Raw genomic sequence first — 22,535 nt, 5'->3', positions numbered from 1 at the left:
ATGGCCATTAATAGGATGATACATGAAAATCTAATTTTGAGATTTCATATGATAGGTAACCTGCTGATACGGTATTTTTATTCCGGCTGCATCAAAAGACGTTTTCACGGATCTGGTCGTGTTGCGAACCACATCCCAATAATTGTTGCTGTCAACCCAATAGCGATAGCACAATGTAACTGCACTATCGCCGAGTTCATCGACGAAAAACGCTGGTTTAGGATCTGCCAGAACGCCCTCTTGTGACGAAACAATGTTCTCAATTATTTTGAAAGCATCATCGATGCTGTCATCGTATCCTATGCGGACCTTGAAGTCGTGCATTCTCGCTTTGAGGCGGCTATAGTTAGTGACCGAGGTATTCCAAAGAGTAGAATTTGGAGCCATAATATATATGCCGTCGTAAGATTTAAGCTCGGTTGTAAACAGTCCTACCTCTTCAACTGTGCCCATCACGCTGCCTGCACTTATAAACTCACCAACCCGAAATGGGCGTAGAACCAGAAGCATAATGCCAGCTGCAATATTCTGAAGAGTTCCTTGCAAAGCGAGGCCAATGGCGAGACCGATTGCTCCAAGTGCCGCAAGTATTGAGGCGGTCTGGACGCCGAACTGGCCCAGAACCATCACAAGAACAATAGCAAGTATTCCATAGCGGATCACTCCGCCAAAAAATTTTGAGATTGTTTTATCAAGCCCACGGATGTTTGATAGTGAAGTGACTGCCCAGCGTTGAAGTGTTCCAGCTAATATCCATCCTGCGCATAAGATCAAAATTGCACCGAGTGTCGATAAAGAATAGCGCAAAAGCAGATCTGATATCTGGAACAAAAATTGATTAGTGTTTTCAAAGATTTCGGTCGCTTTTTGTTCCATTATTCCTATCTCTGATGTTAGCATTCTAAATTTTGTGGGCCGATGATTACATGTCGGCTGAATGCTCCGGTGCGCTATGGACCAATTGCGTTTCTGGTGTGTGAACCAATGCCAGATAACGCTCAAACTGGACCAGTACGTCCGAGATCAACTGCTCCTTCGTCATGCCCATGACATCATAGCCCCGACCGCCGCTTGAAAAATAAGTTCTGGCTTCAAATCGGAATTCCGGTTTTCCCACGGCCATCGTCGAGAAAGCCGGAATCTGGTGTGAGGCTGGCATTATTCCGTAAATGAAGTCACGAACACCCTCTGCGGAGGAGCGCAACGCAATCGAACCGTTGTCTTCCGATACAACAACCGTGTCACGGCCACGATTGTTGAGTTCTGACGCGACTTCGGAAAGCGCTTTCATCGCCGGACCTTCGATAAACATCGCCACTTCACGCTTGGAAGGCGCATGCAGCATCAACCCCAATCTGCGCTGCCAGGTCAGACCTGATGCTGGTTGTGCCGTTGGCGCATTTGGAATTCCCGCATGTGCGACTTGCTGGGCAAGATCGGCTCGCATGCCTTTGAAAAGTGACCAAACAAGAACGAGTATGACAATGGCAAACGGAAGCGCGCTTGCGATCGTCACCGATTGAAGGGCACCCAATCCACCGGCAACAAGCAGACTGGCAGCTACGATACCTTCAAGAGCGCACCAGAAAACCCGTTGAGCGGTGGTCGTTTCAGTCTCGCCACCGGCAGCAATAGAATCCACAACCAATGATCCAGAGTCAGAAGATGTAATGAAGAAAATCGCTACCAGGAGGACGGCAAGCGTTGACGTCAATGTCGTCCAGGGAAGGTATTCAAAGAAATGGAACAGACCAACTGACACGTCAGCAGCTATCTCGGCCCCCAACTTTCCGTTGGCGATAGTTGTGTCAATCAAGATCGCAGAGTTTCCAAAAACCGTCATCCAAAAGAAAGTGAAACCGGCTGGAATAAACAAAACAGCTGTAACAAATTCACGTACGGTACGACCCCTTGAAATACGTGCAATGAACATTCCAACGAAGGGTGACCAGGAAATCCACCACGCCCAATAGAAAAGTGTCCAGTCATCAATCCATGGTGTGGGCTGGTAGGCATATATATTGAACGTTCTCAGTACTAAAGAATCCAGATAAAGGCCGATATTCTGAACAAAATCGCGAAAGAGCTGTGCTGTTGGTCCCACAACGAGGACAAACAGCATAAGCAAAATTGCAATCAGAAGGTTCACTTCTGACAAAATGCGAACGCCTTTATCAAGTCCTGTGACGACGGATATGGTCGCAAGGCCGGTGATAACCAATATCAGCGGAAGCTGAACCTCTAACCCAATGGGAACGCCCGTCAGATAATTTAGCCCGGCATTAATTTGTGAGACGCCAAGTCCAAGAGAAGTCGCGATACCGAACATTGTTCCGACTATGGCAAAAATATCAACAGCGTGACCAACAGGGCCGTTAATCCGTTCCTTCAACAGAGGATAAAGGCCTGATCGGATCGTTAGAGGCAGATTGTAGCGATAGCCAAAATACGCAAGTGACAGACCCACAACCGCATAGATCGCCCACGCGTGAATCCCCCAATGAAAGAATGTCACAGCCATTGCTTGCCGCGTTGCTTCAATTGAGCGCGGTTCAGCTGTTGGCGGGGCCATGAAATGGGACATTGGCTCGCCAACAGCATAATACATCAATCCGATGCCCATACCGGCCGCAAAAAGCATCGCGATCCACGACGTAAAGCTAAAATCTGGAGTGGAGTCGTCGGGCCCCAATTTGAGGCGCCCATACCGGCCCAAACTAAGCAGCAAAACGCTGGCTAGAAAAATTCCTACGACCAAAAGGTAGAACCAACCAAAATTTGAAAGAATATTTGTTTGCAAAGCAGCAAAAATTGCAGCGGCTTGATCTGGAACGATCACACCAACTGCCAAAAATAATCCTATGATAATTATCGAACCAAAAAAAACAGGCGGATTGATAATAAACTTGGCTGGCATCTTGTCTCGCAGAACTGGAATATCGAAGGGGTAAATGTCAACCTAGGACCGGACACAATTTTGTCAATATTATTAGAAAATTTATAATTATCTATAATCCATGTTATCAATTATAATGTAAATAACACTAAAATAAGACAAACAAACAATATTAAAGAGCCAATATTTAATAAAAATATTCTTTATATTCGTTGTGTTATTCATCTTTATGGCTATTTAAAATAAATTCCGCCATACGCGCATTATCACAATTCTTTCCTCTTTCCTGCCCCTCAGTGCATTTACTAAGCATAATCTTTCTATGTTCATGGTTGTTGGTGTAATGCTCCACGGGAACTGGTCTACCAGAGAGATAGGCATTCAGACCAATCATTATTCCCAATGCCGCGATCGGGTATTTGAGGTTCATGATTTTCTCTCTTTTAAATCGAGATCACTTCTTCTGCGTTTTGAATTATCACCTTCTTCGGATGTTAAACGATATGAACGCCATGCTGCTGCACGTCCCAACAGATGCGCACCGATCGGTGCCGTAAGCAGTAAGAACACGATCGCCAATAAAGATCTTATCGCCGCACTGACGGTTCCAATGTGAATTGCAGCCGCAATAAGTGCTAAGCTCGCAGCAAATGTTCCCACTTTAGAAGCCGCGTGCATTCGCGAAAGTGCGTCAGGAAATCTACATATACCCACAGCAGCAATGACAGAAAAAGCCCCCGCAGTCAGCGCGAAAGCAGCCACTATTATTTCAATCATCGGAGCTATTCCTCCTCGTTTGACGAGACGCATATCGCGCTAAAGCTGCCACCGATATGAAGCTGACAAGTGCCAAAGCAATAGCGATATCAAGATAAGCAGCGGCTTCCGTTTGGATGGCATAAAGACTGCTAAAGACGATAACCAAAGCAGTAAGCATATCCAGAGACAATACCCGATCAGCGAGCGATGGGCCTTTTAGGAGGCGTGCAAACCCGATGAGCAGCGATAAAACCACCATCCACATACTGATTTTCACACATAAATTCATAAAGTCTGAGGCTGTCATGGCTGAAAAACCTTTCTGACACGATACTCCATGCCGGATTTCAGCTCCGCTACAAGCGCATCTGGATCATCTGCATATATCGAGTGAATTAGGAGGAAGCTTTTATCGTGCGCTACATCCAGAGTTAGAGTTCCCGGCGTGAGCGAAATTAAATTTGCTACCAAGAATATTTCCAAATCGCTTTTGGCATCCAACGGCATTTTTACAATAGCAGGATTTAATCTAGGGCGCAGTGCAATAACATCTCTAGCCACATTGATACACGAGAGCACCAACTCTTTTATGAAGTATATAGCTAAATTAATTGCTTGAGGCAGTGCATGAAAATAACCCACATACCCAGCATTGCTCAGCAGACCTCGGCACAACCATAATACTAAATACCCAATTAAAAATCCTGATGTTAGCATGGCTACGGAAAAGCTATTCCAAAGCGCTGACCACACGATTGATAAAACAATATTCAACGCAAAAATCATCATTGCGATCTAGCTCCTAGAACAGTGTTTACATAGGCTTGAGGATCTAGAAGCTGGTTGGCACCAACCATCGCAAATCTGAGAAAAGGTTCTGGCTGCAGCCCTATAAAAACCGTCATAGCCGCCAATACAATCACTGGTGTAAGCATGTAAAAACGCTGTCGCGGGTTCAACTGTGACAGTGACGGCTCAACTCCGTGTGTATGATCCTTCCAAAAGGCCTCAGCCCATATTTTTGTCATCGAGAATATTGTGAGTAATCCGACTAAAAGGGCGATCGCTGCGACGAGCCAGAACTGAATATCCAATGACGCTTTTACAAGAAGATATTTCGCCCAGAACCCCGATAAAGGTGGAAAACCGGCGAGTGAGAAGGCTGGTATCAAAAATAGGAATGCCAGCAATGGAGCCGACTTATACAACCCTCCAATTTTGTATAAATCGGAGCTTCCAGTAATTTTGCCGGAGATACCTGCAATCAGGAATAGGTTTGCTTTTACTATAATGTGGTGAACCAGATAGAAAATGGATCCAGCAAGAGCCAAGGGTGTCATCAACGCCAGCCCTAAGACCATATAGCCGATTTGACTCACAATATGGAATGACAAGATTTTACGGAAATCACTTTGTGCTGCAGCCGCCAACACGCCTGACAGCATGGTTAGCACAGCCACCCATAAGAGTATTGTATGGGTGAAGCCAACGTCAGCAACAAAAATTAGCGTGAACATCCGAATTAACGCATAAACGCCAACTTTGGTTAAGAGACCCGCAAAAATAGCCGATACCGAATAGTGAGGAGTATGATAAGATGCGGGTAGCCAGAAAAATAATGGAAACACGGCTGCTTTCAGGCCAAAGGCAAACATAAATAATATCGCAATCACTGACATGAGGTTTTGATCTGGAGCGCTCGCAACAGCGCCACGCAGATCAGCCATGTTCAATGTTCCTGTTGCACCATATAACAGCCCCGCGCCTGCAAGGAAGAAAACCGTCGAGATTAGGTTAAGCGTTACGTATTTGACCGCACCATCAATGGCCTCTCTCCGCCCGCCAATAACCAAAAGGCCAAAGGAGGAAATGAGCATCACTTCGAACCAGACGTAGAGATTGAATAAATCTCCAGTCAGAAAAGCACCGGCTACACCTGCGAGAAGTGTCTGATAAAGGGCGTGATATCCCAAACGTTGCGACTTCTGACCAATTTCTGCTTTGGCAAAAACAGAAACTGCAACACCGATAATTCCAGTAATCAGAACCATTGCTGCGGTGAGATGATCAGCAACAAGAGTTATTCCAAAAGGAGCGCTCCAGCTACTCATCTGAGCTGAAATTACGCCTTTCTCAATTACATTTATCAAAAGGACGATTGAACTCAAAAGCAGCAATAAAGAGCCGAGTATCGAGATCCAGGAGCCCCAACGATTATTGCGTACAAGAAATGTCAAAACCGCTGATGCCATAGGTATCAGGATTGGAAGAGAAAGAACCCAGCTCATTGATGGGTTTCCTTCGGCTCGGCGGCTCTCATTTCATCGACTTCCAAATGTCCAAAGCTGCGATAGGCTCTCATGGTGAGAGCAAGGGCAAAGGCAAATAATCCGAAGCCAATGACGATCGCGGTTAAAAGAAGAGCCTGAGGGAGCGCATTTGCCATCGTGACGTCTGGCAAGCCTCCAGATTGTTGAAGTAAAGGTGGTGTGCCGAGGTTGAGCCGTCCGGATGAGAATATTGCGATATTGACACCGTTAGAGAGAAGAAGAAGGCCGAACAAAAAACGCAGTAAATTACCGGAAAGCATCAGATATACTGCAACGGCTAGAAGGAAGCCTGCAAGAAGAGCGAGCACAGTGCTCATGAGCGCATCTCCTCGAGACCGAAAACAAGTGTGAGGATTGCTCCAAAAACGGCCAGGTATACGCCAATGTCAAATAACAGAACGGTCGAGATTGGTATATTGCCTATAGTGAGCCAAAGCCCCGTAAACGGACTACCGCCAGATATCGCCGGAAACAATCCCGCAATGAGTGCAACGACCATCCCAATTGCACCGACAGATTGAGGATCAACTTTGAGGGCTGAGCGTGCTTGCGCAGTACCTGTTGCAAAAGCATAAAGCGTAAATCCAGCAGCGCCTATTAATCCACCAATAAAGCCGCCACCAGGTGCGTTGTGGCCTCTTAGCAAAACGTAAAGCGAAAACAGCAGAAACAAGGCAGTGAGCAATCTTGCGCCTGTTCTAAGGATCAACGAATTCATGTTTTTCTCTTCTTCATCCGGCGCGTCAAAAGCGAATAAGCACCTATTGCTGCGAGCAAGACGACCGTAATTTCGCCAAAGGTATCGAGTGCGCGAAAATCCACAAGAATGACGTTCACGATGTTCAAACCATGCGCGAGTGCATGGGCGTTTTGTTCAAAGAACGCGGTAATATGCCGATCAAGCGGATTGGCCGAGATAGCGAGGAGCGTGAGCGAAAAAGTCCCGCCAATCACACATGCAATGCAGGCGTGAAATAATCGCTTCGAAAAGCTTCGTTTTTCAACGATCCTCGGTAGCCTCAATGCTGCAATGCCAAACATGACAGCCGCAAGCACTTCGACCATCAATTGGGTCGTTGCGACATCTGGTGCACCGAAGAATATGAAAATGAGAGCGACGCCTACTCCCATCGTACCAATACCAGAAATAGCAGCGATACGAGACTTCGTTGTAACTGCCATTAATGCACCAGCTGCCGTAAATAATGCGATTAGCCAAATCAAAGGTGGAGCTGATAGATCCACGGAAATGGATGGTCGCTTCAACATCAACGCTGTAAGACTAGCTAGCGCTAGAACCAAGAAAACATTGCGAAGATAAATCGTCAATTCTCCGGGCTGAATAAGGCGCGTTTGAAATGCAGCCAATGACCGAAAACCGTCGAGAAACTTATCCCAAAATCTGTCGAAGTCCGGGAAACAGGCGGCAAGTCTATCTACAAAAGGCCTGATTTTGTCAGAATTTAAGTATAGGACAGCCCCCAACAAGAATGTCATAACACTTAAGGCGAGCGGCAGATTAAATCCTGCCCAAAGTGTCAGCGCCGCTGCCTTTTCGCGTGCGAGACTTTCCGTGACTGTGACTTCTACAATTGATCCGATAAGGCTTTGGGAAAACAATCCAACAACTAAACCCATCAAAGCTAGTATGAGCGGTCCAGCTAGCATGGTCAGACCTGCTTCATGCGACTTCGTCGGAATCTGACTTGGTTGCTTGAGGAACGGCTTTAGCCCAACGATGCCGGCAATTGCGAAAATTAAAGCGTTCGACGCCACCAGGCTTACGATCACAACAGGCGCGACATCCATTGTTAAGGAGCCTGCATATAACAATTCTTTTCCTATCCAACCAAGGAATGGCGGCAGTCCTGCCATGGAGGCTGCAGCCAAAACTCCTGCCGTAGCAGTCCACGGCATCGCCCTTGCTAACCCTGTCAGCTTGCGGATGTCCCGCGTCCCAGTTCCATGATCAATCGATCCTACAACCATGAAAAGTGCAGCTTTATATAAAGAATGAACGACAAGGAATGTCACGGCAGCGGTCAACGCATAGCTGGAATTTCCGGCCAACATCAATGTTATGACGCCAAGCGCCATAAGCGTGGTGTAAGCCAATGCTTGCTTAAGATCCGTCTGACGAAAGGCCAGTATCGAAGCCAGCACCGCGGTAATTGCTCCCGCAGTGGTCAAAGCAACTGTCCAGACAGAGGTACCGCCCAGAGCGGGATGCAATCTTGCGAGCAGATAAACCCCTGCATTCACCATCGTTGCTGAATGGAGATAGGCTGAAACGGGCGTCGGAGCAGACATCGCATTGGGGAGCCAAAAATGAAATGGAAACTGTGCAGATTTTGTGAACGCACCCATAAGAATTAGAATTAATATTCCGTGGTAAAGGCTACTGTCTTTAATATTGCCATCCTGCAAAATCACAGCAAGATCATAACTGTCAGAGACGTTACCTATCAGTATGAAGCCAGCTAGCAGCGCCAAACCACCCGCCGCCGTTATTAACATCGCTTGTAGCGCATTTCGGCGTGCCGCCGCATCATTGTGATTGAAGCCGATGAGCAAATAGGATGTGACGCTTGTAAGCTCCCAGAACACGAAAAGCGTTATGAGATCACTTGCCAGGACCAAGCCGAGCATCGAAAGCATAAAAGTGAACAGATATAAAATAAAGCGGATAAAGTGTCGATGATTGCCCATGTAGCCAGTGGCATAAAGAAATATCAACGTTCCAATCCCGGCAATTAATACCGAAAAAATCAATGAAAGGCCGTCAATCATAAAATTTAAGCCGACACCCAATGAGGGCACCCACTGCAAGTTATATCGTATGGTCTCACCCTCTTGGACCGCGCTTAACGAACCAAGAAAATAAGCAGTCAAAATTAACGCCAATGCCGAAGCAACGTATCCAGCATAATGGCTGCCTGCCGGAGCGGCGTCATCGTGTTTCATACATAATCCATGAAGCTTCATCAGTAGCCGCAACTGAGCATGGATCATTTTATAATGAAAATTGTTATTTTAATTGAAGCTTATAGGTAAACTCTATAAGCATATCTCTATGCCAAAAATGCATCAGCTTCGATACTTCATTGCCCTTGCAGACACGCTAAGCTTCAGCAAAGCTGCCGCCCGTTGCAATGTGACTCAACCGACTTTGAGCGCACAGATTAAAGAACTTGAAGAACGATTGCAGGTGCAACTGGTTGAGCGTAGTCGATCCTTCGTATTTTTAACGCCTATTGGTACGGAAATCGCTATAAGGGCGCGCGCGATAATTGCGCAGACAGAAGATATTCGGGAAATCGCACGCGGCACCAAGAATGAACACCTTTCAGGAACACTCCAGATGGGTGTGGTGCAGACACTGGGTGCTTACGTTTTATCACTAGCCGTACCGAAACTTCGAAAGAAATATCCTGATCTGCGGCTCTCTGTTTGGGAAGATCGTATCGAGAATTTGCCCGTCAAGCTGTTGGAAGGGGCACATGATCTCATGCTTATTCCTTCCAAGCCACAGTATGCAGAACTCACTTCAATGATGCTCATGCGCGAGCCATTCCAAATCGTGATGCCCTATGATCATCCGCTGGCTTGCCAATCATCAATCAATTCTTCAGATTTAAACGGCCAAACTTTGCTCTCTATGGATCGTTCAGGCGATGTTTATGATCAAATGCATCGTCTATGTGCTGAGGTCGGAGCATCTTTCGTTACCGACTATGCAGGTGCTACTTTAGATACCTTACGGCAAATGGTTGCCGCTAGAATGGGAATTAGTTTGCTGCCCGCGCTATATGTAAGATCAGACGTCTTACGTGAAAAACTCGTTATAGCAAGGCCGCTTTCTTTTGATGGTCCTTCGCGCGAGATACACATGGTGTGGAGGCAATCTTCCCCACGCCATGCCAAGTATTTAGAGTTTGCAAAACTCATAAGCGAATGTTTAGCACCCTGGGACGTAAGCGAGATCTTGTGAATCGCGGTGCCGAAGTCGTGAACTCCAAAATTTGCGCTGATGCCTTCCATCCGAAACCTATCATCGCAGTATATCGCCAAATGCGCCTTAGCATAAGCGCACAAATTGAACGCTCAGGTGACTTAGCTTCTATGCGATGTCGATTACTGGTGTGAAGTAATCTGGTTCAACGCCAATTATATTTCGTAATGGCAATCCGAATCCACCGGCCTCAATCTCAAAAACATCGCCAAATTTTGTAACAATCCCATCCGCAACACTAAGCGTAGCGGTTCCGAACATGTGAACATGCACATCACCTGGCTGGCGAAACACACTATACTTGAAATGGTGGTATTCGAGATTGGCTATCGAATGGCTCATATTGTCTTCGCCCGAAAAGAATGGTTTCTCCCACAAGACCTTTCCATCGCGAAGAATGCGTGATGTTCCCTCCACATGCGTTGGAAGCGCACCCAACCTCAATTCGGGCCCAATGGAACATGGGCGTAACTTCGAATGTGCGAGATAAAGATAATTTATTCGCTCAGTCACGTGATCGGAAAACTCGTTCGCCAGTGCAAAACCGAGACGGCAAGGATTACCATCCGCATCGATGACATAAATACCCGCAATCTCCGGTTCCTCGCCCGCGTCAAGCGCGAAGGATGGGGACCGAAGTTCCGAGCCAGGAGCCGCTAAGCAATATCCATTGCCTTTGTAGAACCATTCCGGCTGTACGCCCTTGTCACCATTTTCTGGCTTTCCCTGTTCAACTCCCATCCGAAACATCTTCATCGAGTCGGTCAGTGCTTCGTCCGATTCATTCCCGGATTTATGCATTGCATCACGGGTTGATGCGGAACCTAGGTGGGTAAGGCCAGTACCGGTAAGATAGAGATGTGCAGGATCGGGGTGATCGATAGGCGAAAGCAGCCGTCCGTCCTCCAGCAACTGTGAGTAATTAATGTTTTCGCCCAGGCCGGCTTCCTTGACGACGGTCGCTATACCCTTGCCCGACACGGATGCCGTGGCAATCGCATAAACAGATGTATAGCCGTTCACTTTACGGGCAACATCTTCAATAACCACGGCCACCGCACGTTCGCCATTCTTGTCTAAATATTGAATCAGATTCAACGCTCAAGCCCTCCTAATTCAAGCAAACGCCGTCTGGCAATCAGCGCATCTTCTCCGCTTGTTAAAGATCTTGCGATTGCTTCGCCGCCCAACCGCTGGAATTCAACATATCCTTCATATCGAGGCCTGATCCACGCTCCTTCCACCGTTGAAATAACGGAACTGAAAAAGCCATTGTAGTGAGCATCCATATCCGCATCGGTCCATCCGCAGTGACCACCTGGTTGGCCATGGTGTTCGGCAACAAGATTTGCTTGAACGACATCGCTTGCCATATAGCTAGCAAAAGCCAACGCTGCATCCTGCTGCACGCTGTGACGCGAAATACCCATAGCCGTACCGCCAATGGCTGTGCCCGCATCATAGGGAACAGCTATTCCGGCAAAAGCTGCAAAGCCCAGACGATTCACATTGTCCGGCTCGCCATATGTAGCATACCCATAGACCAGTGGTGCATAGACGATATCATCACGTGCGACCATCTGCTCATGGAGATCTATACTGTTCCAGCCCAAGGCTTCCGACGGCGATAAATCAAGGACCGCACGCACGGCATCGTAAGCCTGCGTGAAACCTCCCTCCGGAATCGCCAGCAATTTTTCATTGCTCGCTTCAACTGGCTTTCCCAAATTTGCCATGTAGGCAAAAATGCTCAATAGAGCGTGCGGGGTTTCTACAGGCGTGCCCAGATAAAGCCCTTGATCTCGAGCCTGTCTGCCCACCTGCAGCACATCGGCAAATGTTTGTGGAAGTTTTGCATTCAGTTTGGCCATAAGATCATTGCGCACCAAAGCATGCTGGGTAGCGCCGTCGATTGGCAGGCCCCACACATTGCCGGCGAACCGATAAGTCTCAAGACTTGGGCCAATATAGAACGAACTCGCTGAAGCAGTAGTCATCGCAGGCAGCTTGTCGTCAAGCCTCAGGAAACATTCGCTCGCGGCAATGGTGCCACAAAAAGGATGATCAAAGATGACGATGTCATGTATCTTGGCCACCTCCTCGATACCCTGATGCTCAAAATCGCTTAAAGGACGGATGACCTGTTCGATTTCAACATCGGGATGATCACGGTGATAAGCTGCAATGGCTGCTGCGACCGGTGCTGTCGCGCGCCGGTTATTCCAATTGAGAACGGAAAGTCTGATCATCTCAAACCTCCTTTTTCGTGACAATATGAATGTGGTTGCAGATCAGTGCGAGCGAGTCATCTTGCTTGAGAACTTCAACCTGCTCAATCACGAGCCCCTGTTCCGGACGCTTATGATCGCGTTTTTCTACAATGGTAGAACGAACGCGGATGGTATCCCCGATGAACGTCGGAACGATGAAACGCAGACGGTCGTAACCATAAGACATAGAGTGGGGATTGATAACACTTGCCGCCATACCAATGCCGACACTAAACACAAGCGTCCCGTGGGCAATCCGCTGCTTGAAGGGCTGTGTAGCGCACCAAGCGGCATCCATGTGATGCGGAAAAAAATCTCCGGTTTGACCAGCATGCAGCACGATATCGGCTTCGGTGATCGTTCGTCCACTCGTTACATTGGTTTCGCCAATGGCATAGTCTTCAAAGTATCGTTCGATGATCATCGTGCCGCTTCCATTTGATATTTATCGTTGAGATATTCGTTGTCTTCGCCGATTTTGGGCGCGCCTTTTGCGGATCGCAGAACACGTCCATCAATGCGGATCGGGCATCGTGTCGTGCTTACCTTGGCGCCGGTATTGGTGAAGACATCCTGCAACATGTCGAGTGCTTTGAACCCTTCGTGCCGCACAAGCGTTGGCCAATCCATTACCTGCGCGCACCAGATGTCGGCTGGTTCCAATATAGCCAGCCATTCGGCCGTCGAACGTTGAGTAAGACGATTCCAGATGAGTTTCTTGGCTTCATCACGGTCATCAAACATGCGTTGGGGATGATCAAATGTCGCCAGCTCCGGAATTGATAAAAGTTCGGCAAGTTTACTAAGCGAGTTCATAGCGACGGCTAGGAAACCATCCTTTGTAGGGTAAATGCCATATGGGGCGCTAAGATAAGCACTGGCACTTCCGATACCGCTTCGCACCGGCCCATTTCCATCACCGTTTAAGAAGGTGCTGAAGAACTCGAATTGCAAATCGAGGATGGATTCCATCAAGCTGACATCGACGCGAGCGCCTCGCCCTGTCACACCGCGTCGAACAAGTGCGGCCAGAATGCCCTGTGCCAGATGCGCACCCGTCATCATATCGGCAACCGCCACGCCGGTGGCGACGGGGGGATGTCCTCCATCACCGGTCATCCATGCTAGTCCCGACATGGACTGTACCAGCAAGTCCTGACCGGGTTTATTTCGCCACGGTCCCTGATCACCATACCCCGTCACCGATCCATAAATCAGACGCGGATTGATTATTCGTACATCGTCATAACTCAATCCCAGCCTTTCTATAACACCTGGGCGAAAATTCTGGATCATCACATCGGCACGACGAATGAGCGTCTTCACATTTTCTACGTCAGCTGTGTTTTTAAGATCTGCTGAGAAGCTACGTTTGTTACGATTGATGGTGTGAAACAGCGTGCTATCACCATCGACTTCAAGGTTTGAGACATAAAGTCGGCGGCTCAAGTCACCGCCATCCGGCCTCTCAACCTTTATAACTTCTGCTCCGAGGTCGGCTAATCGAAGGGCTGCAGAAGGGCCAGCGAGAAACTGACTAAGGTCGAGAACAACAAGCCCGGAAAGTGGCAACTCGCCAATGTCATCTGCTGCAACCGATGCCTGTTCGAAAGGTGAATGCATGATCAGACTCCAATCATTAGCGACGGCAAGAAGAGGGAAATGGCGGGGATTAGTGTCACCAGTGCCAAGACAATGAACATGCAAATTAGGAACGGAACAGATTCCCGGAACGTCTCGGTAATCGGAGTGTTAAGAGTGCTCGAGGCTGTAAACGATAACGTGCCCACTGGTGGTGTGATGCCGCCCATTGTTAAGTTCAGGACCATTATTATACCGAAATGAACGGGATCGATCCCCAACGCTGTAACAACAGGGACTAAAATGGGAGTTAGCAAAATAATCCCTGCTGTTCCCTCAATAAACATACCGATAATCAGCAACATCACGTTGATAAGTAAAAGCAGCAACAACGGGTTATCAGTCAAAGCAATCAGAGCTGTTGCAATCTGACCCGGAACTCTCTCCCAGACCATGTAATATCCAAATGTAGACGCTGCACAGATGATCAGCATGACAATGGAGATGGTCATTACAGAGTCACGAATAATGGTCGGAATCTGATTTAAGTGTAGTTCACGATAGCAGACCACGCCGATGAAGATTGCATAAAGGACGGCGATTGCACCCGCTTCTGTGGGCGTGAAAAGACCATAACGCAGACCGATCACAATGAAGATTGGTACGGTCAGTGCCCATGCGGCTTCCTTGAAGGCCACCCAGAGTTCTCGGCCGGTCATCATTCGTTCGCGACCGCGTTTGAAGCCGCGCACTTTGGAGACAAGAAACACGGTAATCATAAGACAAATGGCGATCAGTAAGCCCGGAACGATACCAGCCAGGAACAACTTACCAACTGAAACATTTGCCATAAAAGCATAGACTATCAGACCGATGCCTGGAGGGATCATGGCCACGATGATTGCCGATGACGCAACAACCGCTGCTGCAAAGCCCCGCGGATAGCCTTTTGCAATCATCGTTGGGCCAAGCATCTTCGACAACATTGCCGCATCTGCATTTGCGGAAGCCGTAAGGCCGCCCATCATTGTCGCTAGAATGACTGCAATCTGTGCCAGACCGCCGGTAAGGTGCCCAACAAAGGCATCCGCCAAATGCAATAGACGGCGTGTGATACCGGCTGCATTCATAATGCTTCCCGCAATAACAAAGAAGGGGAGCGCAAGAAGTGGAAAGGATTCCGTACTCGATACAATACGCTGCGCAAACAGGTCAATTGGGAGTGCACCGCCAAGATAGAAATAAAGTAGGCTTGGCGCCATAAGTGCTATTGCAACTGGAACACTTACCAGCAGCAGGACCAACATGAGGAAAACTGGCCATATGATCATGCTTTTGCAGCCTTCTTGAAGAGCGTTTCATAACTCGCAGTGACGTGGCGAATAGTCATTGCACCAAAGCCAACTGCAGCTGCGGCGTAGACAACAGCTTGCGGCCAACGGAGAATGGTCGTCGGCGTATCCATGGTGGAAAGCGTGAAGTTGGTGGCAAGGCACGTAACAATGAAAAGCGTGAGGAAAGTGATCAACGCCGCAAGAATACGCATTGCATAGGCGGCACGTTCAGGAACGAGATGCAGAAAACTGTCGATGGCAATGTGCCCCGAGCGTCGAAAGGCTGCGGCGGAACCAAGAAATACTGCCCAGGCGAACATGATACTGGCAAGTTCACCCGACCAGCTGGCCGGCGTTGCGGTCACATACCGGGTGACAACACCCCACGTTACAGAAAGAATGACGATTAGAAGAGCTATTGTTGCCAAAACTTCTTCCAGCATCAGATCGGCGAACAGAGTCCTACTCTGTCCGGCTTTTGGGTCGGACTGATGGGTCATGATAAACTCGTTGTGAGAAAAGAAGCGTACAGGCTCAAAGCCCGTACGCGATTATGACTTAATCCAGAATTGTCCGGATTTCGGTGTAGACACCGGGCGTCCACTTTGGGAAAGCATCATAGACCTTCGCAGTTGTTTCACGAAATGAAGCAACATCGATATCTTCGACGACAGTGACACCTTGAGACTTAAGCTGCTCTAGCAGTTTTTGGTCATTTGTGAGCGTCGTCTCCGTCATTAACGTTCCTGCTTTCACGGACTCTTCTTGCAAAATCTGCTGCAATTCTGGGTCTAATGAGTCGAATATTTTTTCACTCATGACCAGACCCAGGAAAGCCGTGAAGTGGCCAGTCAAAGATAGAGTTTTACGCTGTTCTTGTAGTTTTGATCCAACCAGAGAGCCCAAAGGTGCTTCCACGGCTTCGACCACATTTTGCGATAGAGCACTGTAAACTTCTGTCCATGGCAAAGGTGTACCGCGCGCGCCTAAGGCGGCAAAAGTTTCAATCCAAAGTGGATTGGGAGAAATACGCATCGTCACGCCTGCGAGGTCAGCTGGCTTCTTAAACGGCTTGTTGCCCAGCATATGACGATTGCCGAAGAAATAGTTGAACGATAGTGGCCGGAAGCCGGCTTCGGCCGAGCGCTCAATCAACTTGCCATACCACTCGCTATCCAGAATCTTCTGGAAATCTTCCGGAGCATTCAACAAATAAGGTCCGTTCATGACACCAAAATCAGGCACATAATCGGACATGAAGCCCGGATCAGCTACCTGAATGATCGGCGCACCATGGCGTACCTGTTCGTAAACCTCACGATTGATACCAAGCTGTTCCGATGGAAAGACCGTAATGTTTAGACGGCCATCGCTACGCTCGTTAACAGCCTTAGCAAAGGCTTCCACTGCTTGATTGATTGGCTCAGTCGGAGCTAGTGCATGAGCAACACGTAGATTGACTGTTTGAGCTGACGCGACAACAGGCAACAATGACATCACTGAGGCGGTGATTGCCGCCCTTAAAATTTTATGCATGTTTCTCTCCCATAAGCACCACTCCTCTGATGCCTCGACAATGCGTGAAATTTCACATATGTCGAGTTTATTCTATATATGGAATCGAAAGCGTCAAGAGCTATGACTGAAACAGATACCGGCAACCGTGTTCCCGCCTTGGAAAAAGGACTCGATATCCTAGAGGTTCTTGCCTCTGAACAGGGCGGCTTGCTTCAAAAAGAAGTTGCAAGCCGGGTCGGTCGATCGGCGAGTGAAATATTTCGCGTCCTCAATGCTCTAGAAGCTAGAGGATACGTTTCGCGGGATGAGCTCAATGGGGCCTATAGGCTAACGTTAAAACTCTTCGAACTGGCCCACATACACCCGCCCACTCGCCGCCTCATTGAGGTTGCAACGATTCAGATGGAAAGTCTGGCAGCCACAATAGGATGTTCCTGCCATCTCGTTACCTACCATCAAAATCGGTTAATAGTAGTCGCGCAAGCTCAGCCCGATGCTCTCCTCATGGGGTGGAGCGTAAAGATCGGTGCGTCTTTCCCAATAAGCAGGCATTTTGCTTCTGCTCGAACCATTGCTGCTCATCAAAATGTTGAACATCTAGAACAAATGCTCGAGAGCATGATGACAAATGACCCTCAGCTCAATCGCGATGACGTTTTGGCTGAGTTGAAAACGATTGGGCAAGATGGATATGAAATTTCTGAGAGTCGGATTGCGCCGGGCGTCACAGATATAAGCTGCCCTGTACTTAATCATTTAGGCGTGGCAGTTGCTGCACTCACTGTTCCAAAGGTCGGCAACCTTCCTGAGCCACAGCTCTCAACAAATGAAATAATTCATGAAGTAATTAGAATCTCCAGCGCAATATCGATGGCAATTGGTGGTCAGACCGCTCAAAGCCGAGCCGCACTGGATCGGCTATGAAAGTCACTTAACTCACAGTGATGAGCCATACTCGACGAAGTTACAAATCCGTGAACATACGAGGTTAGGCTAATTTGATTGCCAGTCAGAAATTTGTATCTCGTATCAGCCGTTTTACGAAAGACTGTTAGTTCATCGTTGCGACAAAGCACAATGACCGTGTATAAATAGGTAAATCGTGTGTTCTGAATTACAAGCCCCTTTGCCGTGAGAGGGTTTTTCAACTTGGCTAAAAATGAGTTCTCACAAATTCTGTCGTGACATCTGCCTGGAGCGGGGTGAGCCTATGCTGGGAGCTGGTGGGACCGCCCCACGTTACGCACTCCTTCATTGGCCGCGACGCCACTGGCGTGTTCCAAGAACGAATGCGTTTGGCATGCCACATGCACTTTCTCAGGCAATGATAACGGCTAATCAGGCTGGTATCCATGTGGCGCTCGTGGAGGGGGATGAAATCGCTCTCTCATGCGACAACATTATTCTACGCACAGCCACGCCTGACACTATGACACAGCAATTGCTGGCTCTGGCCTCAGGAGATAAACTCTGCGGAGAGCGCGATAAGCGCATTACCATCCTGTGCTGTACAGATGGAAAGCAGGACCCTTGCTGCGCACGTTATGGCTTTGCTACCTGGAAAGCGCTGCGTGATCAGGCCGACCCGACGGTTTTCCGGGTTCTACAGTCAACGCATATCGGCGGATGTCGCTTTGCCGCGTCGCTGCTCGTTTTGCCACACCGCGCCAGATATGGACGTCTCGAACCAAAGGACGTTACCGATTTCCTGTCCTGCCTTAGCAAAGGTGTTCCATTCCTGCCTGCATACAGAGGCAATCCGGAACTCGACGCCTTAGAACAGGTCGCCGAGCACGCCGCGCTTTCATTCTGGAATGATATTGGGCCACAGGAGGAAGTTGTTCTTGAGCGCAAAGCAGGAAACGCAAATGAAATTGAAGCTGAGATTATTGCCTCAACTCAATCTCGACAGCTACTCATCCAGTTGAGGCTGGCTCAGTTTGACGTCAACACACGCTGCAGCACGCTAGAGCCAGACGGCAATAGGGATCAGGTTGAACGCTGGAGCGCAGTTTCAATTTCGCCGTTGACCTGACAACCTGTTAAGGCTTCTGCCGGAGAATCTCCCGCTCGCCGATGTGTGATAGAAGCAAAGTTGCAGAACCAATCAGGCCTTCCATCGTCTCGCCGTAGCGACTGCGATTAAAATACAGAAATTGACGATTACGAACAGCAAACAGATTGCGCCACTGGACAGTCGACCGGAAGGCGCGCATTTCCGCCTCTTCATCCAGCATTTCTTCGTAAGTGTCGATGATGATATCACTGTCAAAGTCGGAAAGGCGTTCTAAGCTATAGGGTATATCGCTTGCGCTATTCCCATAAGCGGGAACGTGGCCAAGGCCAAAATCCTTTATCACCTGTTCCATGCCACCACGCCCGATAATCCTAAAACCGTCGCGATAAATCTCCATCGGCGTCACTGTGATTAAAGCGGGATTCTCTACGCGCCTTCCGAATTCGCTGACTATATCCTGATACTCCCGATACAATTCATCATAGCGATGACCTTTACCAACCAGATCAGCCAATTGCTCTGAATAGGTTAATATGCCTTCTTCACGTAAGGGCAGCAGCACAACGGGCGCAATTGCTGAAAGCTTATCGCGAAGCGCTGCGTGATAAGACAACCCTACGATCAGATCTGGCTTCAATGCCGCAATTGTTTCAATATCAGGAGCCTGATGTGTTCCGATATACTGGATTTCTGACGTATCGTATCTCTGCGATGCACCCCTATAAATTGTATCCGCAAGCAAGCGCTTGCGGCCAGATGAACCACAAGGCACAACCCCTAATTCCAGCAACTGCGTTGTCAGACTAAAATCGTGCAATGACACCACACAGCGTGGGTGAACTGGCACCTCAACCGAGCCGAAACGATTGGTAAATGTTCTTGTTTCCTCTGCATGAGCACTAACCACAAAGCCGAAACTGCATATAAGAATAAACAAAGCTGACGCTATTCTGGTCATCGGGTCATTCCTTTTCGCGACAGCAGATAAAGAAGGTACGGCGCGCCAATCACTGCAACCACAAGTCCTGCCGGAATCTGAAGTGGAGCAAAAACAGTTCGGCCTATTGTGTCACTGACAAGCACAATACTTGCGCCAATCAATGCAGACAGAGGCAACAGCAATCTATGCCTTTCCCCTACCAGAAGCCTTGCAGCATGAGGGGCTAAGAGGCCAATAAAACTCATTGTACCAACGTTCGCAACCGCAGAAGCGGTGAGCATCACGCTCAGCAAAAGTGCAATGATCTGAAAGCGCGCAACATTCAGGCCGCGGCTTGCTGCAACCGCGTTTCCAAGCTGAAACAAGTCAAACTGGCGGGAAAACAACAATATGGGAACAGCGGAAAAGAGCAGCCACAAAAATTGCCCCCGCACATTTTCCCACCCTGCCCTGTGCAGGCTACCTGCAAGCCAGAGCAAAGCCGATTCAACATGTTCGATCCGACCGTAAGTGATAAGCAGGTCTGCTAATGCACTGAGTATTGCTGTTACACCAACACCCACCAGAATGAGACGCAAGGGCGAGACCCCTTTGTTCCAGGCAAGAGCGATAACAAATAATGCAACCAGCAGCCCACCAAGCAAAGCCGCAAGAGGATAAAGCTCAACAGCCAGCGCAGATGGCCAGAGAATGAGCGCAGTCAGAACAGTGATGCCAGCTCCTGCCTCAACCCCCACCAATCCGGGTGCCGCCAGTGAATTGCGTGTCAGTACCTGCAATATCACTCCGGCAAGAGCCATCGCCATACCAGAAAAAATGGCGAGCAATATGCGTGGCAGACGCGTGTCGAACACGATACTACGCAAAATACTGTCAGTGCTTTGGGGCACTGTAATTGCCCTGATTATTTCAATAAGTGCAACAGGATAGCTGCCGAGCGTTATTGCCAATATTGCGGTTCCGCCAAGAAACACAGTGGCAGCAATCAGAATAATCCGGCCATGAGAAAACCGATTGCGGGTGTGATTGATGACATGGTTTTGCACTGCCATTATTTCACTCTCCCCAGAACGAGAGCGATGAAAATAGGGCCGCCAACGATGGCAGTCACAATACCCGTATTGATCTCCAATGGACGTAATGCCGTGCGTGATACGATGTCACCAGTAACAATAAGCAGTGCGCCAATTAGAGGTGCTGCGGGGACGAGAAATCGATAGTCATTACCGAAAAGAATGCGCCCGATATGCGGAGCTATAAGACCAACAAAGCCAACAGGACCCGCTATCGCAACAGATGATCCGGCCAGAAGCACGATCGCCAGAAGTGATGAAAGCCGCATCCGCAATACATTAAGCCCCATCAACGCCGCCGACTGCGATCCCAATCGGTAGAGATTAATTGCGGGAATATTCGCGACTGCAATGCATCCGGCGAGAAGGATAAATGGAAAAGTCTGCCAGCGGGCCATTGAACTGTCAAAAGCAAGCGAACCAACAAGCCAGCGCCGCAAAGTTTCAAGCCCCTGCTGGTCAAGTAAAAGAACCATAGAGGTCAGGGCACTGAACAGGGCCGCAACCATCACACCGGACAAAACGAGGCGAACCGGATTGGGATCTGATCCGCTGTTCAGAAGAACGATCGCTGCGGCAACAATCGCTCCCGCAAATGCGAGAAGCGGTATCATGGCAAGCGTATTACCAGGGAGCACAAGCAAACCGAAAACGACAAAGAAGGCAGCACCACTGTTCACCCCCATCAGCCCCGGATCTGCAAGCGGGTTTTCACTGACCCCCTGCATTAATGCGCCTGCAAGACCGAGAGCCGCACCGACGATGACAGCACTGATCAAACGAGGCATTCGCATTTCCATCACGATATTATGCAATGGATCTGCCGGAACATAGTCGACAAGTGCTTGCCAGACCACGCTCCAGTCAAGCTGACGCGCACCGAGCTTCAAATGAAGGATCGCAGCCACGATTAGAAGCACAAAAAGGGCGAAGAACTGAAAAGAACGCAGATAAACTGACAAAGAATGCACCCTTCACGCCCAGGAAGAAGCAATGCACATTGCAATTCCCGTTTCCGGATCATCCAGCATTCTTGATCGCACCGAAAACACATTATCGATGTTAGGCACATTGAAGACCTGCTGCGTCGCGCCTTCTGCAACCACCTGCCCGTCTTTCAGCATGACAAGTTGATCTGCATAACGTGCCGCCTGATTGAGGTCGTGAAGGATTGCAACCACGGTACGCCCCGCATCGCGCAAGACCGACAGCAGGTCGAGCAGGCTTAACTGGTTTGCAACGTCCAGAAATGTCGTAGGTTCGTCGAGCAAGATAACGGGCGTATCCTGAACCAAAGTCATTGCAATCCATGCACGCTGCAACTGCCCACCTGAAAGGCTCTGCAATGGTCTGTCTACGAGCTGTTCAATGCCGCAAAGTGCAACGGCACGCGAGACAGCGTCTTCGTCTTCACTTGACCAGCCACCGAGCCAGCTTCTCCACGGAAATCGTCCCTGTGCCAGTAATTCGCGCACACTCATTCCGGTCGGCGTATGCACATGTTGCGGCAAGAATGCCATTTGCCGGGCTAGTTCGCGTCTTGAATATGAAACAAGCTGCTTAGATCCGAGTTTAACATGACCGCTTTGTATCGCGACCGTGTTCGCCATACTGCCCAGAAGCGTTGACTTGCCAGAGCCGTTCGGCCCGATCAAAGCGGTAAAACACCCCGGAAGAATTTTCAGATCAATGTTATGGAGAATATGCTGAGTGCCTCGATAAACGTTCACTCGCTTCATTTCGAACATAGCCAACATCCCCTTGCGCAATTGTAAGAAGCGGCTCAGACAGGCTCTTCCAATCGC

24 protein-coding genes are annotated in these 22,535 nt (G+C 48.8%); 3 read left to right on the top strand and 21 right to left on the bottom strand.

From position 1 onward, the window contains the following. Positions 1–30 precede the first annotated feature (30 nt). The 10 genes from U2P60_RS20525 to mbhE form a co-directional block, all read right to left on the bottom strand. Positions 31–876, bottom strand: coding sequence for a mechanosensitive ion channel family protein (locus U2P60_RS20525; RefSeq protein ID WP_413574238.1), 846 nt, complete (start codon positions 874–876; stop codon positions 31–33). A gap of 46 nt (positions 877–922) precedes the next feature. Next, the gene (locus U2P60_RS20520) at positions 923–2,917 is read right to left on the bottom strand and encodes a BCCT family transporter (protein WP_413574237.1); all 1,995 of its coding nucleotides are present in this window, start codon (positions 2,915–2,917) and stop codon (positions 923–925) included. 196 nt (positions 2,918–3,113) lie between these two features. After that, positions 3,114–3,326 (bottom strand): hypothetical protein, encoded by a 213-nt coding sequence (locus tag U2P60_RS20515; RefSeq protein WP_413574236.1) that lies wholly within the window; start codon positions 3,324–3,326, stop codon positions 3,114–3,116. Next, positions 3,323–3,673, bottom strand: coding sequence for a monovalent cation/H(+) antiporter subunit G (gene mnhG, locus U2P60_RS20510; RefSeq protein WP_413574235.1), 351 nt, complete (start codon positions 3,671–3,673; stop codon positions 3,323–3,325). The genes U2P60_RS20515 and mnhG overlap by 4 nt, the downstream gene beginning before the upstream one ends. After that, positions 3,666–3,962, bottom strand: coding sequence for a monovalent cation/H+ antiporter complex subunit F (locus U2P60_RS20505; protein WP_413574234.1), 297 nt, complete (start codon positions 3,960–3,962; stop codon positions 3,666–3,668). Before U2P60_RS20505 ends, mnhG begins: the two co-directional genes overlap by 8 nt. Next, positions 3,959–4,444 carry a Na+/H+ antiporter subunit E gene (locus U2P60_RS20500; RefSeq protein WP_413574233.1) on the bottom strand — a complete coding sequence of 162 codons (486 nt, stop codon included), beginning with the start codon at positions 4,442–4,444 and terminating at the stop codon, positions 3,959–3,961. Before U2P60_RS20500 ends, U2P60_RS20505 begins: the two co-directional genes overlap by 4 nt. Then, complete coding sequence (locus U2P60_RS20495; RefSeq protein ID WP_413574232.1) at positions 4,441–5,943, bottom strand: Na+/H+ antiporter subunit D; 1,503 nt, start codon at positions 5,941–5,943, stop codon at positions 4,441–4,443. Before U2P60_RS20495 ends, U2P60_RS20500 begins: the two co-directional genes overlap by 4 nt. Further along, positions 5,940–6,302 (bottom strand): Na+/H+ antiporter subunit C, encoded by a 363-nt coding sequence (locus U2P60_RS20490; protein WP_413574231.1) that lies wholly within the window; start codon positions 6,300–6,302, stop codon positions 5,940–5,942. The genes U2P60_RS20495 and U2P60_RS20490 overlap by 4 nt, the downstream gene beginning before the upstream one ends. Next, positions 6,299–6,703, bottom strand: coding sequence for a Na+/H+ antiporter subunit B (locus U2P60_RS20485; RefSeq protein WP_413574230.1), 405 nt, complete (start codon positions 6,701–6,703; stop codon positions 6,299–6,301). Before U2P60_RS20485 ends, U2P60_RS20490 begins: the two co-directional genes overlap by 4 nt. Continuing rightward, a complete protein-coding gene (gene mbhE, locus U2P60_RS20480; RefSeq protein ID WP_413574229.1) occupies positions 6,700–8,949 on the bottom strand; it encodes a hydrogen gas-evolving membrane-bound hydrogenase subunit E in 2,250 nt (749 codons plus the stop codon). Before mbhE ends, U2P60_RS20485 begins: the two co-directional genes overlap by 4 nt. Before the next feature lie 109 nt (positions 8,950–9,058). Between mbhE and U2P60_RS20475 the strand changes: the two genes are divergently transcribed. Beyond that, positions 9,059–9,976: a hydrogen peroxide-inducible genes activator gene (locus tag U2P60_RS20475; protein WP_413574228.1), complete on the top strand. Its 918-nt coding sequence runs from the start codon at positions 9,059–9,061 to the stop codon at positions 9,974–9,976. Between the two features lie 129 nt (positions 9,977–10,105). Here the strand turns inward: U2P60_RS20475 and araD1 are convergent, their stop codons facing one another. The 7 genes from araD1 to U2P60_RS20440 are packed head-to-tail and all read right to left on the bottom strand — an operon-like array spanning position 10,106 to position 16,718. Beyond that, entirely contained in the window at positions 10,106–11,095 is a 990-nt protein-coding gene (gene araD1, locus U2P60_RS20470) for an AraD1 family protein (protein ID WP_413574227.1), read from the bottom strand. After that, complete coding sequence (locus U2P60_RS20465; RefSeq protein WP_413574226.1) at positions 11,092–12,246, bottom strand: ABC transporter substrate-binding protein; 1,155 nt, start codon at positions 12,244–12,246, stop codon at positions 11,092–11,094. Before U2P60_RS20465 ends, araD1 begins: the two co-directional genes overlap by 4 nt. A gap of 1 nt (position 12,247) precedes the next feature. Next, the gene (locus tag U2P60_RS20460; protein ID WP_413574225.1) at positions 12,248–12,691 is read right to left on the bottom strand and encodes a MaoC/PaaZ C-terminal domain-containing protein; all 444 of its coding nucleotides are present in this window, start codon (positions 12,689–12,691) and stop codon (positions 12,248–12,250) included. Beyond that, a complete protein-coding gene (locus U2P60_RS20455) occupies positions 12,688–13,890 on the bottom strand; it encodes a CaiB/BaiF CoA transferase family protein (RefSeq protein WP_413574224.1) in 1,203 nt (400 codons plus the stop codon). The genes U2P60_RS20460 and U2P60_RS20455 overlap by 4 nt, the downstream gene beginning before the upstream one ends. Before the next feature lie 2 nt (positions 13,891–13,892). Next, complete coding sequence (locus U2P60_RS20450) at positions 13,893–15,155, bottom strand: TRAP transporter large permease (RefSeq protein ID WP_413574223.1); 1,263 nt, start codon at positions 15,153–15,155, stop codon at positions 13,893–13,895. A 20-nt stretch (positions 15,156–15,175) separates the two neighbouring features. Then, on the bottom strand, positions 15,176–15,682 hold the full coding sequence (locus U2P60_RS20445) for a TRAP transporter small permease (RefSeq protein ID WP_413574222.1): 507 nt from the start codon (positions 15,680–15,682) through the stop codon (positions 15,176–15,178). 58 nt (positions 15,683–15,740) lie between these two features. After that, the gene (locus U2P60_RS20440; protein WP_413574220.1) at positions 15,741–16,718 is read right to left on the bottom strand and encodes a C4-dicarboxylate TRAP transporter substrate-binding protein; all 978 of its coding nucleotides are present in this window, start codon (positions 16,716–16,718) and stop codon (positions 15,741–15,743) included. Between the two features lie 102 nt (positions 16,719–16,820). Between U2P60_RS20440 and U2P60_RS20435 the strand changes: the two genes are divergently transcribed. Together U2P60_RS20435 and U2P60_RS20430 are read left to right on the top strand one after the other, a co-directional pair. Beyond that, positions 16,821–17,624, top strand: coding sequence for an IclR family transcriptional regulator (locus tag U2P60_RS20435; protein WP_413574219.1), 804 nt, complete (start codon positions 16,821–16,823; stop codon positions 17,622–17,624). A gap of 376 nt (positions 17,625–18,000) precedes the next feature. Next, positions 18,001–18,735, top strand: a complete 735-nt coding sequence (locus U2P60_RS20430; RefSeq protein ID WP_413574218.1) for a sucrase ferredoxin — start codon at positions 18,001–18,003, stop codon at positions 18,733–18,735. A gap of 7 nt (positions 18,736–18,742) precedes the next feature. On the opposite strand, the gene U2P60_RS20425 is transcribed toward U2P60_RS20430, so the two are convergent. From U2P60_RS20425 to U2P60_RS20410, 4 genes are read right to left on the bottom strand one after another with little or no spacing between them, the layout of a single operon-like run. Beyond that, positions 18,743–19,675, bottom strand: coding sequence for an ABC transporter substrate-binding protein (locus U2P60_RS20425; protein WP_413574217.1), 933 nt, complete (start codon positions 19,673–19,675; stop codon positions 18,743–18,745). After that, entirely contained in the window at positions 19,672–20,709 is a 1,038-nt protein-coding gene (locus tag U2P60_RS20420; protein WP_413574216.1) for a FecCD family ABC transporter permease, read from the bottom strand. The genes U2P60_RS20425 and U2P60_RS20420 overlap by 4 nt, the downstream gene beginning before the upstream one ends. Next, positions 20,709–21,701 (bottom strand): FecCD family ABC transporter permease, encoded by a 993-nt coding sequence (locus U2P60_RS20415; protein WP_413574215.1) that lies wholly within the window; start codon positions 21,699–21,701, stop codon positions 20,709–20,711. The genes U2P60_RS20420 and U2P60_RS20415 overlap by 1 nt, the downstream gene beginning before the upstream one ends. A gap of 3 nt (positions 21,702–21,704) precedes the next feature. Beyond that, on the bottom strand, positions 21,705–22,478 hold the full coding sequence (locus U2P60_RS20410) for an ABC transporter ATP-binding protein (protein ID WP_413574214.1): 774 nt from the start codon (positions 22,476–22,478) through the stop codon (positions 21,705–21,707). Between the last annotated feature and the right edge of the window lie 57 nt (positions 22,479–22,535).

The organism is Brucella sp. H1_1004 (assembly GCF_047308065.1).
GTDB classification, from domain to species: domain Bacteria; phylum Pseudomonadota; class Alphaproteobacteria; order Rhizobiales; family Rhizobiaceae; genus Brucella; species Brucella pseudogrignonensis_B.
Note: the sequence above shows the minus strand (reverse complement) of the source record. Positions and strands in the feature narration are given on the sequence as shown.